We start from the raw sequence: 14,080 nt of genomic DNA, 5'->3' as shown, positions 1-14,080 counted from the left end.
AGTTAACGTTAATCATCACAGGTTAATTGTTGCTGCATTTCAACTGATATTGCAGGTAATAACAATATGTTAGCGCAAGTTTCTGCCACCGGCGCACCACTTACAGCCGAAAATGCCTGGATCTGTACCTGATCAGGCAAATACCGGACTAGTGACTGCGCACCTTGGCCCTGAAAATAATCAATAAACAACGGCAACGCACCGCTACTGCCCGTCAGGCCTATTGGCTTATTGTCATCCCGACCCAGCCAGACCGTTACCAGAGTCTGCTGGTCAAAACCACTGAACCAGCTGTCGCGATAGTCACTTGAGGTTCCGGTTTTCCCGGCAACAACTGTCATCGGTAAAGCCTGTTGCAATGCCTTCGCTGTACCTGTCTGCGTCGCCGCTATTAATGCATGGTGCAGCAGATAAATACTTTGCGGTGAATAACGGCTGTAGCGCTGACCAGGCCGGTGATACAGACGGTGGCCGTCCTGATCTGTTACCGCCTGCACCGTTGCCAGTGTCTGATAAACACCGTCGTTGGCCAGGGTCTGGTACAGCTGACTGACTTCCAGCGGGCTAAGCTCAATAGCACCCAGTAATGCCGCCGGATGCAAATTAACCCGGCGATTTAATCCCAGTTTACGTAAACCGTCACTTATTGTAGGCATACCCAATTGCAAACCCAACCGGACCGTCGGTACATTCAACGAGTCTGTTAATGCTGTCAACAGATTAACCGGGCCCCGATAGCTTTTATCGAAGTTCTGCGGTTGCCACTCTTCATTATTTGAGCGCAAACTTAATGGCTGGTCGTCCAGCATCGACGCCAGCGAGAATCTGCCAGGTTGATTCAGGGCTTCCAGATAAATCACCGGTTTGATAATACTGCCAATCTGCCGCCTGGCGTCAAGCGCCCGGTTAAAGCCGGCAAAACCACTTTCCCTACCGCCAACCAGTGCCTGAATTTCCGCCTGTTGATAATTGACAACCATCATCGCCGCCTGCAACTGCTCATCCTGCTCCTGCAATTGCTGGCGAACAGTCAGTTCGGCTTGCTGTTGGGCTTTCGGGTCTAAAAACGTAAACACTTTAATGCCGCTACTTAACAGCTGTTGATCAAAGTTTATCTGCCTGAGTTCTTTTTTAACCGCATCCAGATAGGCTGGGAAACGCGCATTCAGATACTGACCCCGTGGTACCAGTTGCAATGGCTGCGCCAGTGCCTGCTGATACTGCTTACCATCCAGTAAATGGTGTTCAAACATCAATCGCAGCACCAGATCCCGGCGGGTAATTGCCCGCTCAGGATAGCGTCTCGGATCGTAATAGGATGGTCCTTTCAACAGGCCAATTAATAACGCCACTTCATCCGGCCGCAATTCTGTTATTGGTTTGGCGAAATAGAACCGGCTACCCAGGCCAAAGCCATGCACAGCCGTGGCGTGATTCTGCCCCAGGAATATTTCGTTCAGGTACGCTTCCAGCAGGTGATCTTTGCTAAAGCGGTAATCCAGGATCAGCGCGATCATCGCCTCATTAATTTTACGCAGCAACGTCCGATCACTGGACAAATACATGTTTTTTGCCAGCTGCTGAGTGAGGGTAGAGCCGCCCTGCACTGTCCGCCCGGCCACAATATTCGCCCACAGCGCCCGTAATACCGACAGGGGTGACACGCCGCGATGATGATAAAAATCACGGTCTTCGACCAATAACAGCCCCTCCTTTACCAGGCTGGGCACCTGCTCTAACCTGACCAGCTCGCGGTCTTCCTGATGCGGTGACAGCATATGCTCAATTAACTGCGGCTCCAGCCGGGCAAAGTTTACTTCCTGCTGCTGGCGGTAACGGATCCGGTTAATGCCACTGCTGTTAAACTCGACACTGAATAAGGCTTCAGGCTCAACGCCATCAATATAGGTAAAGGCCCGTCGGTAAATTGTAATATGATTGCGCGACACGCTGTACTGGCCGGGGGCCGTCATTGCCGGATTGCGCTGATACTGTAATTGGTCCAGTTCGGCCTGCAGTTGAGCAGAAGTTAACGCCTTACCGGGAAAGAGTTCAAGACTACGGGCATATATCTGGGCCGGTACCTGCCATTTCTGACCGGCGAAAGCCCGGGTAACTTTACTGTCGAGATAAATCAGGTAGGTAGCCAGTAAAAACAACATTACCAGCGCTAACTTACCAATGGTAAACAGTACTTTATGCCACCATGGTCTGACTTTGACTTTCGGCGCGCGGGCGCCTTTACTTCGGGTTGACATCGCGTAACATCGCCTTTTTGGTTTTAGTTGTTGGCTGCGCATCGGCCGGATTATCTGGCCAGTAGTGTTTCGGGTAACGACCTTTCATTTCTTTTTTAACATCCTGCCAGCTGTTTTGCCAGAAACTGGCTAAGTCGCGGGTAACTTGCAAAGGTTGCCGCCCGGGTGCAAGCAGGGCAATAGTTAATGCAATAGCGCCATTTAGCAGCACAGGTGTGCTGAGTTGACCATACATTTCCTGAACTCTTACTGAAAGCTGCGGTCCGCCGGGATGCAAATAGTCAATTTTCAGCCGGCTGCCCGTCGGGGTTTGCCAATAGGCAGGCAACTGCTGCTGTAGCAACTGCTGTTGCTGGTAATTTAATCTGGCCAGTAATATGGGTTCCAGCTCTAATTGGCTTAACTGTGTTTTTTTGCTGATATCACCAAGATGTGGCCCAAGCCAGCTGGCCAAGTCTGCCAGTAACGCTGTCTGACTGAAATCAGGCAACACGGCAACGCCCTGATATTGGCGGATCAGCTGTACCCGGGCACATAAGCTTTGTGCCGCATCCGACCAACTTAATTCTGCCAGGCCACGCCGGCTCAGATAGTCAAGCCAGGCTTGCTGGCGTTCTGCCGCTGTTATACGACTTTGCACTGGCTGTCGTTGTAATACCAGCTGGCCAAAACAGCGCTGGCGTTCACTGCTGAAACTGGCCGTTTTATCATTCCAGCCGGTTTTCAGCTGCCAATCCAACTGTGGCTGCCAATCAGCCAGTATATCTTGCAGCGTAATAGCGACAGCATGGCGAATGCGGTTTTGCTGTTGCCACTGCTGGATATCCAACACTACCAACAACTCGGTGTCATGCAGCGGATGATCCGACGCCAGGCTGGCCCCCACCCCATTGGCCAGCAAATAACCCTGACCACGGCGCTGCGCCAGCTGATCCGGGAAGGCTCTGAGCAATAACATTGGCAGCGACTGCAAGGGTAAGCTGGCGCGGCTGTTAAATCCTAAACGCCGGACGAAAGATTGCGCTTGCTGATACTGTGGCAAATGCTTGCTTTGGGCCAGCATTTGTAATTGCTGGTGCAGATTTGCCTGCAAATTACGGCTATCTTCCAACAGCGCTGCCACTAACGCAGCCAGCCACGCCAGCCCGGGAACCTGCGCTTCATGAGTTGCAGCATACAACAACATATTAGCCAGCCGCACTGAACTGCCGGTCTGATACAAGCGCCGGCCATAGGAGGTAATAACCCCGGCCTCGTCCAGTGCCGCAAACTGTTGTAACAACCGGCTGGCAACGGCCAGATGCGCAGGCGGCGGCGGGGTTAGCCAGTTAATATCATCGGGCAGACAGCCCCATACTGCAATTTCCAGCCGTAGTTGAGTAAGCTCTGCCAATTCAATTTCGGCCGGCTCAAACGCCGCCCGCCTTTGCCATAATTCCGCTGTGTCTATCCGATAACAACGCCCCGGTGCCTGGCGGCCCGCCCGACCCGCCCGCTGAATGGCCGCAGCCTGACTAATTGCCACCGTTTCCAGCTTGCTGATGCCGTGGCGCGGGTTAAAACTGGCCCGCCGGCACAAGCCGGTATCCACCACCAGGTTAACGCCATCAATCGTTAAACTGGTTTCGGCCAAATTGGTTGCCAGGACAATTTTATACTGGCCTGCTGGCGGTGCCGCAATTGCAGCCTGTTGTTCAGTCAGGCTCAGCGCCCCCAGCAATGAATAAACTTGCAGATTTTCTGGCAACGACTGAGTTGCTAAATACTCCCGGGCTTTGTTTATTTCAGCCTGCCCCGGCAGAAAAACCAGTATATTCCCCGGCTTATCGTTAAATGCGCTCAGCGCCTGTCGCGCGCCCTGGATTGCTAAGGGCTCTGAACCTGGTTTTATATACTGAATATCGACTGGATAACTGCGCCCGCTGCTACTGACTAGCGGTGCCTGCAGGTAGCTTTCCAGCGCGGCCACATCGAGGGTGGCTGACATCACCAGTATTTTCAGATCTTCCCGTAATTGCTGCACTTCTATACTTAACGCCAGCGCTAAATCGGCATGCAGCGAACGCTCATGAAATTCATCAAAAATAAGCAGGCTGACACCGGTCAGTTCCGGGTCTTGCTGCAGTTTGCGGGTCAGAATACCCTCAGTGACAATCAGCAAGCGGGTGGTTGCAGACTGGCAGCTGTCATGGCGGATCTGATAGCCAACGGTCTTACCCACTGGCTCATTCAGCTGCTGTGCCAGGTAACTGGCAATGGTTTTCGCCGCCAGCCGGCGCGGTTCCAGCATAATAATCTGGCCGCTTGCAAATTCGGGTTGCTGCAGCAACTGCAATGGTAGCCAGGTCGATTTACCGGCACCAGGCGGCGCTGACAAAATCAGTCGGTTGCCGCTTTTCAGCAAGCGACAAAGCTCCGGCAGCACCTCTGCTACCGGTAAGCCCGCGTTAACCTCTTTTTTGGTCACTGCAGTATTACTTAGCCGTCGTTTCAGTCAGTAAGGTAGTGGCAATAGTACGAATGCCATGGCCGGTAGCGCCAGCTGCCCAATAACCATTGGCCGAGTTATTAAAGGCTGCTGCTAAATCAAAATGCAGCCAGCCCTTGCCATCAGCTGGCACAAACCGGCTTAAAAAACCGGCAGCATTGCTGGCTCCACCCGCCCCACCGCCTTTTACCGGCCGGCTGTTAGCCGTATCGGCATAGGGCGAAGGACATTGTTGCTGATGCCATTTTTCCAGCGGTAACTGCCAGGTCGCTTCCTGCTCATTGGCAGCGTATTGCAGCGTCCGGGCTGCCAGAGGCTGGTCCAGCGCAAACAGGGCATTATATTCCCCCCCGACTGCTATCATGGCTGCGCCGGTCAGGGTAGCGGCATCAATAATTAGCGGCGCTTTACTTTCCGCGGCACACATCAGGCCATCGGCCAGCACTAAACGGCCCTCAGCATCGGTGTTGACAATTTCAACGGTAGTGCCGTTTTTATAGGTTATAATATCGCCCAGTTTGTATGCATGACCACTGATCAGATTTTCTGCACAACATAAAATCAGTTTTACCCGCTGCTTAAGACCCTGCATTATTGCCAGCGCCAGCGCCGCGGTTACGGTAGCAGCACCACCCATATCGCATTTCATGGTCGCCATACCTTCCGTTGGTTTAATTGAGTAACCGCCACTGTCGAAGGTAATGCCTTTACCAACCAGAGCGGCAGCAACCGGTGCGTCTTCCGTTTTAGCGGGGTTAAAATCCAGCACCAGTAACGCTGGTGGGCGGGTACTGCCCCGGCCTACCTGGTAAATACCATGCCAGCCTGCTTCGGCCAGATCTGCGCCGCTAATCAGTTCACTGCTTACGCTACCTGCCGGGGCAACAGTGCGGATAAAGGCTTCAGCCTGCTCTGCTAATGCGACCGGCGATAACATTTCAGGGGTATCATTGATCATTTTCTTGGCAAAACTAAAACACTGCGCTAGTTGTTGCAGCTGCTCTGCGTCGCCCAGTTGGTTGTTGAAAACCACTCCATCGTGTTTTCTGGCATTGCAGAAACCCTGATAAAACGCCCATTGCAGGTCTTTACTCCAACCCGTACCGCTTAATTGCAGTTGTGAAATACCGAGATTGTCCAGACTACGACCGGCTCTCTGCATGCCACGCAGCGGGTCATTCTCCGGCAAATGAATTTGATAACCATCTGCAGTAGGGCTTAATAACGCATTATTACCCCATTTTTGCGCAGCTTTGTCTGCAGCAATACTGATTTGTAATATTTCTGGTGTTGAATTAGAGCTTGAATCAGACATAGTAATCCCCATTTAATCGAGCTTATCAGCAGTAATGGCTAACTTTTATGGGCCAAAGTGTAACATAGCCGCGCAGCAGACAACGAGCGCAAAGCATTAAAATGGCGTTGCAATGCACTATTGGCGCGGTTATCAGTGACAAAACTATGCCACATTTTAGCCAATAAGGCTGCCGGGGTTAAAACAGGTGACGGCTCCAGCCACAATCTGTATACTTCGCCGGCTTTTTTATTAGTGATTGCGGTAGTGGCAATATTCTGCTATCTATAGCCGCCACTTTTTTTTGCTTGGCAGTATTGTACAGGAGATGATCATGCCAGAAGGCAAGAATGTTAAGACATTAGGGTTACTGGCACTGGCTGGTGTAACACCTTATCAGGAAGCGGTCGGGGAAGAGTACATGAACCCGAAGCAGCTCGAACATTTTCGCAAAATTCTTGACGCCTGGCGCCAACAACTGCGCGAAGAAGTTGACCGCACCAAGACCCACATGGCCGATGAAGCAGCCAATTTCCCTGATCCGGTAGACCGTGCCGCTCAGGAAGAAGAGTTCAGCCTGGAATTACGCGCCCGCGATCGCGAGCGGAAGCTATTAAAGAAAATTGAAAAAACCTTACAAAAAATCGAAAACGACGATTTCGGTTTTTGTGATACCTGCGGGATTGAAATTGGTATAAAGCGTCTGGAAGCAAGGCCAACAGCTGATCAATGTATCGATTGTAAAACCCTGGCCGAGATAAAAGAAAAGCAGCTAGGCGGCTAATTGCAGCCACTGTGACAATGTTAGATAGCAAAAGTAAGCCAACAGCCATCGCTGTTGGCAGATTTGCCCCCTCTCCCTCCGGACCACTGCATTTTGGCTCATTGCTGGCTGCTGTCGGCAGTTATCTGTACAGCAAACAGCAAGGTGGCAAATGGCTGCTGCGTATAGAAGATATCGACACACCCAGAGTCAGCCCGGGTGCAGACAGCAGCATTATGTTCGCGCTGGAGCAGTATGGCCTGTTGTGGGATGAGCAGGTTATCTATCAAAGTCAGCGTACTGAGCGCTACCGCGAAATATTTAACCAGCTGCAGCAACAAGGCCTGGTGTATGGCTGTCAGTGCAGCCGTAAGCAAGTTAATGCCGGCGGCGGGCTGTATCAGGGCACCTGTGCGACCCTGAAACTGCATCAGCAAGAAAACAACCCGACACCATTGAGCTGGCGCTTGCAGGCAGCTGGCGTCGCCTGTCAGTTTAACGACACTTTGCTCGGCCCGCAGCAGATCGAGCCGGCACTGGCGCAGGAAGATTACATACTATTACGCCGGGATGGCTTATTTTCATACCAGTTGGCAGTGGTAGTGGACGATTGGGACCAGGGGGTTACGGAAGTGATCCGCGGTGCCGACTTACTCAGTATGACCCCCCGGCAACAGCATCTGTTTAAGTTACTTGGGACCTCGCCACCGCTTTATGGCCATTTGCCGTTAGCGGTTACCACACCTGGCCATAAACTAAGTAAACAAAACCATGCTACCGCTTTAAGTCACTGGCCAGCCAGTTATACTCTGGCCCGGGCGCTGGCAATATTAGGGCTGGTGTTGCCAGATGAGCTACAACAAGCCCAGGCCCCAGAACAGTTAACTTTTGCCCTTGCCAACTGGCGTCCTGCTGATATTCCGGCGGCACGGGAAGTAATAACCCCCGATTTTGGCTGATTTTAGCCAGATTAATTCTTTTTTGTTGTGTGCTGCGGTATTATTAGCCGTTTTTTTAAGTCAGATGCCAATGCCACTAATCAAACTGGCAAGTGCTCAGGAGAGATATCATAATTTCGCGCGTGTTAGATTTCTGCCGCAGAACGTTAAGCGGTAAGCCTCAGGGCGACAACCAACAACAGCCTGTTGCTGCCAGATCGGCCGCAGCCGCAGCGCCTATTGCCCGGGCGTCAGCCAGTTCAATATTACCACCGATGCAGGTTATCAGCCGGGGTGAGCACAGTGTTTCCCGGCGCGATATCAGTCCCAGTGCTTTAAAAGTATTGTATCGTCTGAAAGACGCTGGCTTTGAAGCCTATCTGGTCGGTGGCTGTATTCGCGATTTATTACTGGGCTTAAAACCCAAAGACTTTGACGTGGTAACCAATGCCCATCCGGAGCAAGTTAAACAGGTATTCCGTAACTGCCGCTTAATTGGTCGTCGTTTTCGGCTGGCCCATGTGGTGTTTGGCCGGGAGATAATTGAAGTTGCTACCTTTCGTGGTCATCACAGCGGCGCTGATGATGAAGAAAACACGGCTCCCAAGCTGAAAACCGCCAGTTTAAGTGATCACGGCCAGATTTTGCGTGACAACGTCTATGGCACTATTGAGGAAGACGCTGAGCGGCGCGATTTCACTATAAATGCGCTGTACTATTCGGTAAAAGACTTCGCTATCTACGATTTTGCTAACGGCATGCGTGACATTACGGCACGGCGGATTGAGCTGATTGGTGACCCGGACGTGCGCTACCGGGAAGATCCAGTGCGGATGCTCAGAGCCATCCGCTTCGCCACCAAGCTCAATATGGAGATTGCACCTGACGCGTTAGCACCTATCAGTCAATTAGCCGTGCTGTTAAAAAACATTCCACCGCCGCGTTTATTTGATGAGCTGGTAAAAATGCTGCTGGCCGGTAAAGCATTCGACAATTTTATGTTGCTGCGCGATACCCGGATATTAAAACAGCTGATGCCGCAGCTGGACAAAATATTAAAACAGGAACCTGAAGGTAAAGCCTTCAGCCTGGTAACCCGCGCTCTGCAGGATACTGATCAACGGGTTGCAGTTGATAAACCGGTTACCCCGGCCTTTATTTTTGCTGCCATGCTGTGGTATCCGGTAGAACTGCGTAGCCAGACTCTGCTGATTGAGAGCGGCTTAAATGAAATTGACGCCCTGAATATTGCGATGACTGAAGTGCTGGATGATATCCAACGCACTATCGCCATCCCAAAACGCTTTAGCTTAACCATGCGCGATATCTGGGCACTGCAGTACCGGCTAACCAAACGCGGTGGCCGCCGGGCTTTTAAAATGCTTGAGCAAAATAAATTTCGCGGCGCCTTTGATTTTCTGCAACTGCGCGCCGAAGCCGAAGGCGGCAGCCTGACTGAACTGGCCAGCTGGTGGCAGCAATTTCAATTTGCAGATGATGCTGAAAAACTGGAGCTGATAAACAGCCTGGGCCGCGAAGCGCATGACAGACCAAAGCGCCGCCGGAATAATTACAAGCGTAGGCGCAGCAGCACACCCGATGCCTGAGCAGCAACTCGAACGGCCTGCTGAGCATGAGGTTTTTCTGGGTTTAGGTGCTAATTTAGCCAACCCGGTCGCGCAAATACAGAACGCGGTAGCGGCGCTACGCCAGCTGCCGCAAAGCAAGCTGCTGGTAGTATCAAGCCTGTATGGTTCCAAACCAATGGGCCCGCAAGACCAGCCCGACTACGTTAATGCGGTGGCCAAAATCAGCACCGGGCTTACGCCATTGGCACTGCTGGATGCCTTGCAGCAAATAGAACAGCAACAAGGTCGGCAGCGCAAAGCCGAGCGCTGGGGGCCGCGCTCGTTAGATCTGGATATTTTGCTGTATGCCAGCCACACTATTGCCTCAGAGCGCTTAACGGTGCCACATTACGGTTTGGCAGAGCGCGAGTTTGTGCTGTATCCGCTGGCTGAAATTGCACCACAGTTAACCCTGCCTTGTGGCACACCGCTGCAGGCATTGCTAAGCAAAGTGCCATTAAATGGCCTGCAGAAACTTAGCGAAACGTGCAGCTGGTAACTTGCAGCTGGCGGAACTTTGTGCGATCTTGCGCACCCGGAATTAATGGTCGGATCACAACCTATGGCTAAAATCACCACAGCGGTACTGCAAAAAATGAAGCTGCAAGCTGATAAAATCAGCATGCTGACAGCCTATGACGCCAGCTTCGCCAAATTGTTTGCCGAACAAGGCGTCGATGTGTTGTTAATTGGCGACTCGCTGGGCATGGTGCTGCAGGGCCACAGCGATACGCTGCCGGTTACCGTCGCCGATATTGCTTACCATACTAAAAGCGTCCGGGCCGGTGCTCCAGATGCTTTTATCATTGCCGATTTGCCTTTTATGAGCTACGCCACCCCCGAGCAGGCGATGCAAAGCGTGACGCCGTTAATGCAGGCCGGCGCCAATATGGTGAAACTGGAAGGCGGTGATTTTTTACTACCAACCGTTAAAGCGCTAACCGAACGCGGCGTACCGGTGTGCGGTCATCTGGGACTAACGCCGCAATCGGTGCATATTTTTGGTGGCTACAAAGTACAGGGGAAAACCGATACTGCGGCCGATGCCATGTTGCAGCAAGCGCAGGCACTGCAAGATGCCGGGGCTCAGCTGCTGGTACTGGAATGTATTCCAACGCCGCTGGCAAAACGAATTACCGACGCACTGAGCATTCCGGTTATTGGTATTGGTGCTGGCAACGTCACTGACGGCCAGGTTCTGGTTATGCATGACCTACTGGGCATCAGCAGCGGCTATATTCCAAAATTCTCGAAAAACTATCTGGCGCAAACCGGCGAGATCAGAAGTGCCATTGCCGCCTATGTCAGTGAAGTAAAAAGCCAGGTGTTCCCTGGCCCGGAGCATAGTTTTAACTAAATGATTATTCTTAGTACTATTGCAGAGCTGCGGGCGCAAATTGCCAGCTGGCGCCGCGCCGGTGAAAAAATAGCGTTTGTGCCTACCATGGGGAACCTCCATCAGGGTCATTTGCAGCTGGTTGACGTGGCAAAAAGCCAGGCTGATAAAGTTCTTGTCAGTATTTTCGTTAACCCAATGCAGTTTGGCCAGAATGAAGATTTAGCCAATTACCCGCGTACCCTGGATGCCGATATCGCCGGCTTAACCCAGCACCATGCCGATGCCGTTTTTACCCCGACCCCGCAACTGATGTATCCGCGCGGGCTCGATGCCCAAACCTTTGTTGAAGTGCCGCAACTGGGTGACTTGCACTGCGGGGCAAACCGGCCTGGCCATTTTCGCGGCGTGTCGACTATCGTTTGCAAACTGTTTAATCTGGTGCAACCCGATATTGCCTGTTTCGGTAAAAAAGACTTTCAGCAACTGGCGATTATCCGCCAGATGGTGATCGACTTATCCTTGCCGATTGAGATTATTGGCGTGGCCACTGAGCGCGCAAATGACGGCCTGGCACTTAGCTCCCGCAATGGTTATTTAACGCCGGCAGAGCGGGCTAAGGCCCCTGCGCTGTATCAGATATTACAGCAACTTAAAGCCAGCATTATCGCCGGCAACCATAATTACCGGGCATTGGAGCAACAAGCCAAGACACAGCTTACAGCAGCGGGTTTTGTGCCGGATTACGTTAATATCAGCAATCAGCACAGTCTGACGCTCGCTGTTGACGCAACCGAGCCAAAAGTCATTCTGGCCGCAGCTAAACTTGGCAGCACCCGGCTGATTGATAACCTGGAACTGTAACCCTTTGCTGTATGTTGGTTGTCCGATGTGGGCTAACAGCCGCTGGAAAGGCAGCTTATTTGCTGATGATCTGAGCAACAATGAGTTTCTGGCCGGTTACAGCCAGTATTTTAACAGCGTGGAGGGCAATACCAGCTTTTATGCTGACCCGTCCGACAGCCAATTGGCGCGTTGGGCCACGCAGTTGCCAGCGCATTTCCGCTTTGTATTTAAAATCCCCCGTCGTTTTAGTCATCAGTTAACGGAGCTCGACCACAGCGCCCTGTTAGCATGGTGGCAACATTTTGCCCCGGTCCACCCTTTTATTGGTTTAGTTCACTTACAACTACCTGCAGCAGTGGGCCCGGCCATGCTGGGGCAATTAACCACTGTGCTTGAGCTATTAAGTAGTAAGGTGCCATTAGCAGTAGAGGTACGCCATCCGGCGTTTTTTGATAAGGCTGAGCACGAACTGGCCTTAAACCGCCTGTTGCAGCAACACGGTGCCGAGCGGGTGGTGTTAGATAGCCGAGCGCTATTTTCAGTAACGGCCAGCAGCCCGGCGCTATTGGATGCCCAGGCGAAAAAGCCACGCTTACCGGTGCATGCTATTTGCCTGAGTGACCGGCCGATGCTGCGCTTTATCGGCACCGATGATATGGAGCTTAACCGGCAATTCTATACCCCCTGGCTAGCGAAAATTAACAACTGGCTGCGAGAGGGGAAAACGCCGTACTGTTTTTTCCACACCCCGGACAATACCCTCGCTCCTCAGCTGTGCCGCCAGTTTGCCGCCGATTTACAGCAACCCCACCTAGTACTCTCGCCCTGGCCAGGCGAGCAGCAAGCACAGCTGGGTTTATGGTAAGTAGTCTGCAGTTATCATGGTATATAGGCCAGCTATCATATTTTATGGATAATAGTGTTCGTATCGTTTCTTTGAAGTAATAACACCATCAAGTAATCAATATGGCCAATACTTGTCAAATGCCACATTATGGCTGTTGCTTGAGCAGCATCACTCCATTGACAAACCAAGAACAATAAGAAATACCGTTCCTAACACTATGAGTGCAGAAAACGTTGTACCAAGGATGCCAAGGATTTTTTTGCGGTTTTTCTGAACAAGTGAACCAATACCCAAGCCAAATGCAACTACTGACGTCCCTAAAAAAGCAAGGACACACAGGCCTACTATTATCGCATCTGCAGAGTTTTCATCAATGCCACCAGGTGTAGACACTTCCATAATGCCAGCGATTACAATAAGCACAAATATCAGGATCCCAGAGGCAATACTTGTGATAAATGACGCGATACCAAGCCCGGAATGTTTTAATTCTTCCACTTTAACTCCTTTTTTTATATATGCTGTTTTAACGGCGCTGATATCTAAAATCAGCTTTCTCTTGATAAACAATTAAGACAAGTGGCAGCAAGAACAGTCTTAAAAGTTCAATCAGTTGGCAGATTCTTGTACCCGAATGTAATTCAAGATTTTCATTATGTATATACATTTGTTATTTACGAAGGAACAAACATGACCACAGCAAGAGTGCTGACTCACAAAAATTTGAAGGATTAATCAAATACCAGATGTTAAACTGTATTAAGCTTACCCAGTGTTACGGTGTTTCTACCGGCCTGTTTACTGGCGTACAAGGCTTCATCAGCGATTTTAAAGGCAGCAGTATGCTTGTGCTGTGCCGGAACCACATGGACCATGCCAATGCTGATAGTCAGCTCAACTTTGGCATCGTCAATGTACTGTAATTGCGCTGCGACTTGCTGACAGAGCCGCTCACTGATCCTCAACGCCGTTTGCTCGTCTATATCAATTAACAACGCCGCATATTCCTCGCCACCTATCCTGCCAATAATATCGTTGCTGCGCAGTTGTTTTGACAGCAGCTTCGCTACCAAAGCAATAGCCCGGTCACCCACCGCATGGCCAAAGGTGTCGTTTACGCCTTTAAAGAAATCGATATCAATCATCATTAGCACCGCAGGGATCGATGGATGTTGCTGCCAGTACCGCTCAATCTGATTAAAAAAGTGCTCCCGATTCGCCAGCCGGGTTAAGCCATCACGTTGCGATCTAAGGGTAAGTTTACGCTCCAGTTTCAAAAAGCTTAGCCATGGCAATAGCAAGGCGGTAAATGTGGTTAACAAAATGTGGCTAAGCAGGGTGTAAATAGAGGTTTCTGGTAAGCCATGCATATTGAGCTGCTGCCAGTTAAACATTATTAACGCGGCTTGCCCGAACATCACCAATGCATGCACTATAAAAACTATTTGCAGGGTTCGGCTAAAGGACGGTTCGGTGATAACGGACCTTTGCAGTAAAAGGGCACACAGGCAAAATGTAATACCAATGGCCAGCGCCACTGCCACACTTATCAGGCCTGGTTGCTGATAGCTTGCCAGCAACACCAGTAAGGTAAAGGCCAGAGCAGCGAATGCCTGACGCCTGCGGCGTTTGGTGTACCGGAAAGCGTGAAAACTGCACCAGCCCCGCTGGGCACAACACTG

General features: G+C 51.2%; 12 protein-coding genes. 7 read left to right on the top strand and 5 right to left on the bottom strand.

What is annotated here, in order from left to right; translation table 11 throughout:
- Positions 1 to 8: 8 nt before the first annotated feature.
- From mrcB to pepB, 3 genes are read right to left on the bottom strand one after another with little or no spacing between them, the layout of a single operon-like run.
- Positions 9 to 2,258 (bottom strand): penicillin-binding protein 1B, encoded by a 2,250-nt coding sequence (gene mrcB / locus KG631_RS14545; RefSeq protein ID WP_301003866.1) that lies wholly within the window; start codon positions 2,256 to 2,258, stop codon positions 9 to 11.
- Positions 2,242 to 4,725 (bottom strand): ATP-dependent helicase HrpB, encoded by a 2,484-nt coding sequence (gene hrpB / locus KG631_RS14540; RefSeq protein WP_214000413.1) that lies wholly within the window; start codon positions 4,723 to 4,725, stop codon positions 2,242 to 2,244. The genes mrcB and hrpB overlap by 17 nt, the downstream gene beginning before the upstream one ends.
- A gap of 7 nt (positions 4,726 to 4,732) precedes the next feature.
- Positions 4,733 to 6,061, bottom strand: a complete 1,329-nt coding sequence (pepB, locus tag KG631_RS14535; protein WP_214000412.1) for an aminopeptidase PepB — start codon at positions 6,059 to 6,061, stop codon at positions 4,733 to 4,735.
- Between the two features lie 313 nt (positions 6,062 to 6,374).
- Between pepB and dksA the strand changes: the two genes are divergently transcribed.
- From dksA to KG631_RS14500, 7 genes are all read left to right on the top strand, one after another.
- On the top strand, positions 6,375 to 6,824 hold the full coding sequence (dksA, locus tag KG631_RS14530) for an RNA polymerase-binding protein DksA (RefSeq protein ID WP_019675979.1): 450 nt from the start codon (positions 6,375 to 6,377) through the stop codon (positions 6,822 to 6,824).
- A 17-nt stretch (positions 6,825 to 6,841) separates the two neighbouring features.
- Entirely contained in the window at positions 6,842 to 7,762 is a 921-nt protein-coding gene (gene gluQRS, locus KG631_RS14525) for a tRNA glutamyl-Q(34) synthetase GluQRS (protein ID WP_214000501.1), read from the top strand.
- Between the two features lie 122 nt (positions 7,763 to 7,884).
- Positions 7,885 to 9,348 (top strand): polynucleotide adenylyltransferase PcnB, encoded by a 1,464-nt coding sequence (gene pcnB, locus KG631_RS14520; protein ID WP_365869155.1) that lies wholly within the window; start codon positions 7,885 to 7,887, stop codon positions 9,346 to 9,348.
- A complete protein-coding gene (gene folK, locus KG631_RS14515) occupies positions 9,341 to 9,868 on the top strand; it encodes a 2-amino-4-hydroxy-6-hydroxymethyldihydropteridine diphosphokinase (RefSeq protein ID WP_214000411.1) in 528 nt (175 codons plus the stop codon). Before pcnB ends, folK begins: the two co-directional genes overlap by 8 nt.
- Positions 9,869 to 9,931: 63 nt before the next feature.
- Positions 9,932 to 10,726, top strand: a complete 795-nt coding sequence (gene panB, locus KG631_RS14510) for a 3-methyl-2-oxobutanoate hydroxymethyltransferase (RefSeq protein WP_214000410.1) — start codon at positions 9,932 to 9,934, stop codon at positions 10,724 to 10,726.
- Positions 10,727 to 11,569, top strand: coding sequence for a pantoate--beta-alanine ligase (panC, locus tag KG631_RS14505; protein WP_214000409.1), 843 nt, complete (start codon positions 10,727 to 10,729; stop codon positions 11,567 to 11,569).
- Positions 11,570 to 11,594: 25 nt separating this feature from the next.
- The gene (locus tag KG631_RS14500) at positions 11,595 to 12,416 is read left to right on the top strand and encodes a DUF72 domain-containing protein (RefSeq protein WP_213994624.1); all 822 of its coding nucleotides are present in this window, start codon (positions 11,595 to 11,597) and stop codon (positions 12,414 to 12,416) included.
- Positions 12,417 to 12,566: 150 nt separating this feature from the next.
- Here KG631_RS14500 and KG631_RS14495 read toward each other — a convergent pair whose 3' ends face one another.
- Both KG631_RS14495 and KG631_RS14490 read right to left on the bottom strand, forming a co-directional pair.
- Positions 12,567 to 12,896 carry a hypothetical protein gene (locus KG631_RS14495; protein WP_213994625.1) on the bottom strand — a complete coding sequence of 110 codons (330 nt, stop codon included), beginning with the start codon at positions 12,894 to 12,896 and terminating at the stop codon, positions 12,567 to 12,569.
- Positions 12,897 to 13,147: 251 nt separating this feature from the next.
- The coding region (locus KG631_RS14490) for a GGDEF domain-containing protein (protein ID WP_214000408.1) at positions 13,148 to 14,080 on the bottom strand (933 nt) is incomplete at its 5' end.

It is taken from the genome of Arsukibacterium sp. (assembly GCF_018402695.1).
GTDB lineage: Bacteria > Pseudomonadota > Gammaproteobacteria > Enterobacterales > Alteromonadaceae > Alishewanella.
The sequence above is the reverse complement of the archived record's forward strand: the minus strand, read 5'-3'. Positions and strand labels throughout refer to the sequence as shown.

Bases quoted from the DNA above. Each gene is read 5' to 3' on its own strand.
- panC (WP_214000409.1), top strand. From the start codon at position 10,727: ATGATTATTCTTAGTACTATTGCAGAGCTGCGGGCGCAAATTGCCAGC.
- gluQRS (WP_214000501.1), top strand. From the start codon at position 6,842: ATGTTAGATAGCAAAAGTAAGCCAACAGCCATCGCTGTTGGCAGATTT.
- pepB (WP_214000412.1), bottom strand. From the start codon at position 6,061: ATGTCTGATTCAAGCTCTAATTCAACACCAGAAATATTACAAATCAGT.
- dksA (WP_019675979.1), top strand. From the start codon at position 6,375: ATGCCAGAAGGCAAGAATGTTAAGACATTAGGGTTACTGGCACTGGCT.
- folK (WP_214000411.1), top strand. From the start codon at position 9,341: ATGCCTGAGCAGCAACTCGAACGGCCTGCTGAGCATGAGGTTTTTCTG.
- panB (WP_214000410.1), top strand. From the start codon at position 9,932: ATGGCTAAAATCACCACAGCGGTACTGCAAAAAATGAAGCTGCAAGCT.
- mrcB (WP_301003866.1), bottom strand. From the start codon at position 2,258: ATGTCAACCCGAAGTAAAGGCGCCCGCGCGCCGAAAGTCAAAGTCAGA.
- KG631_RS14500 (WP_213994624.1), top strand. From the start codon at position 11,595: ATGTGGGCTAACAGCCGCTGGAAAGGCAGCTTATTTGCTGATGATCTG.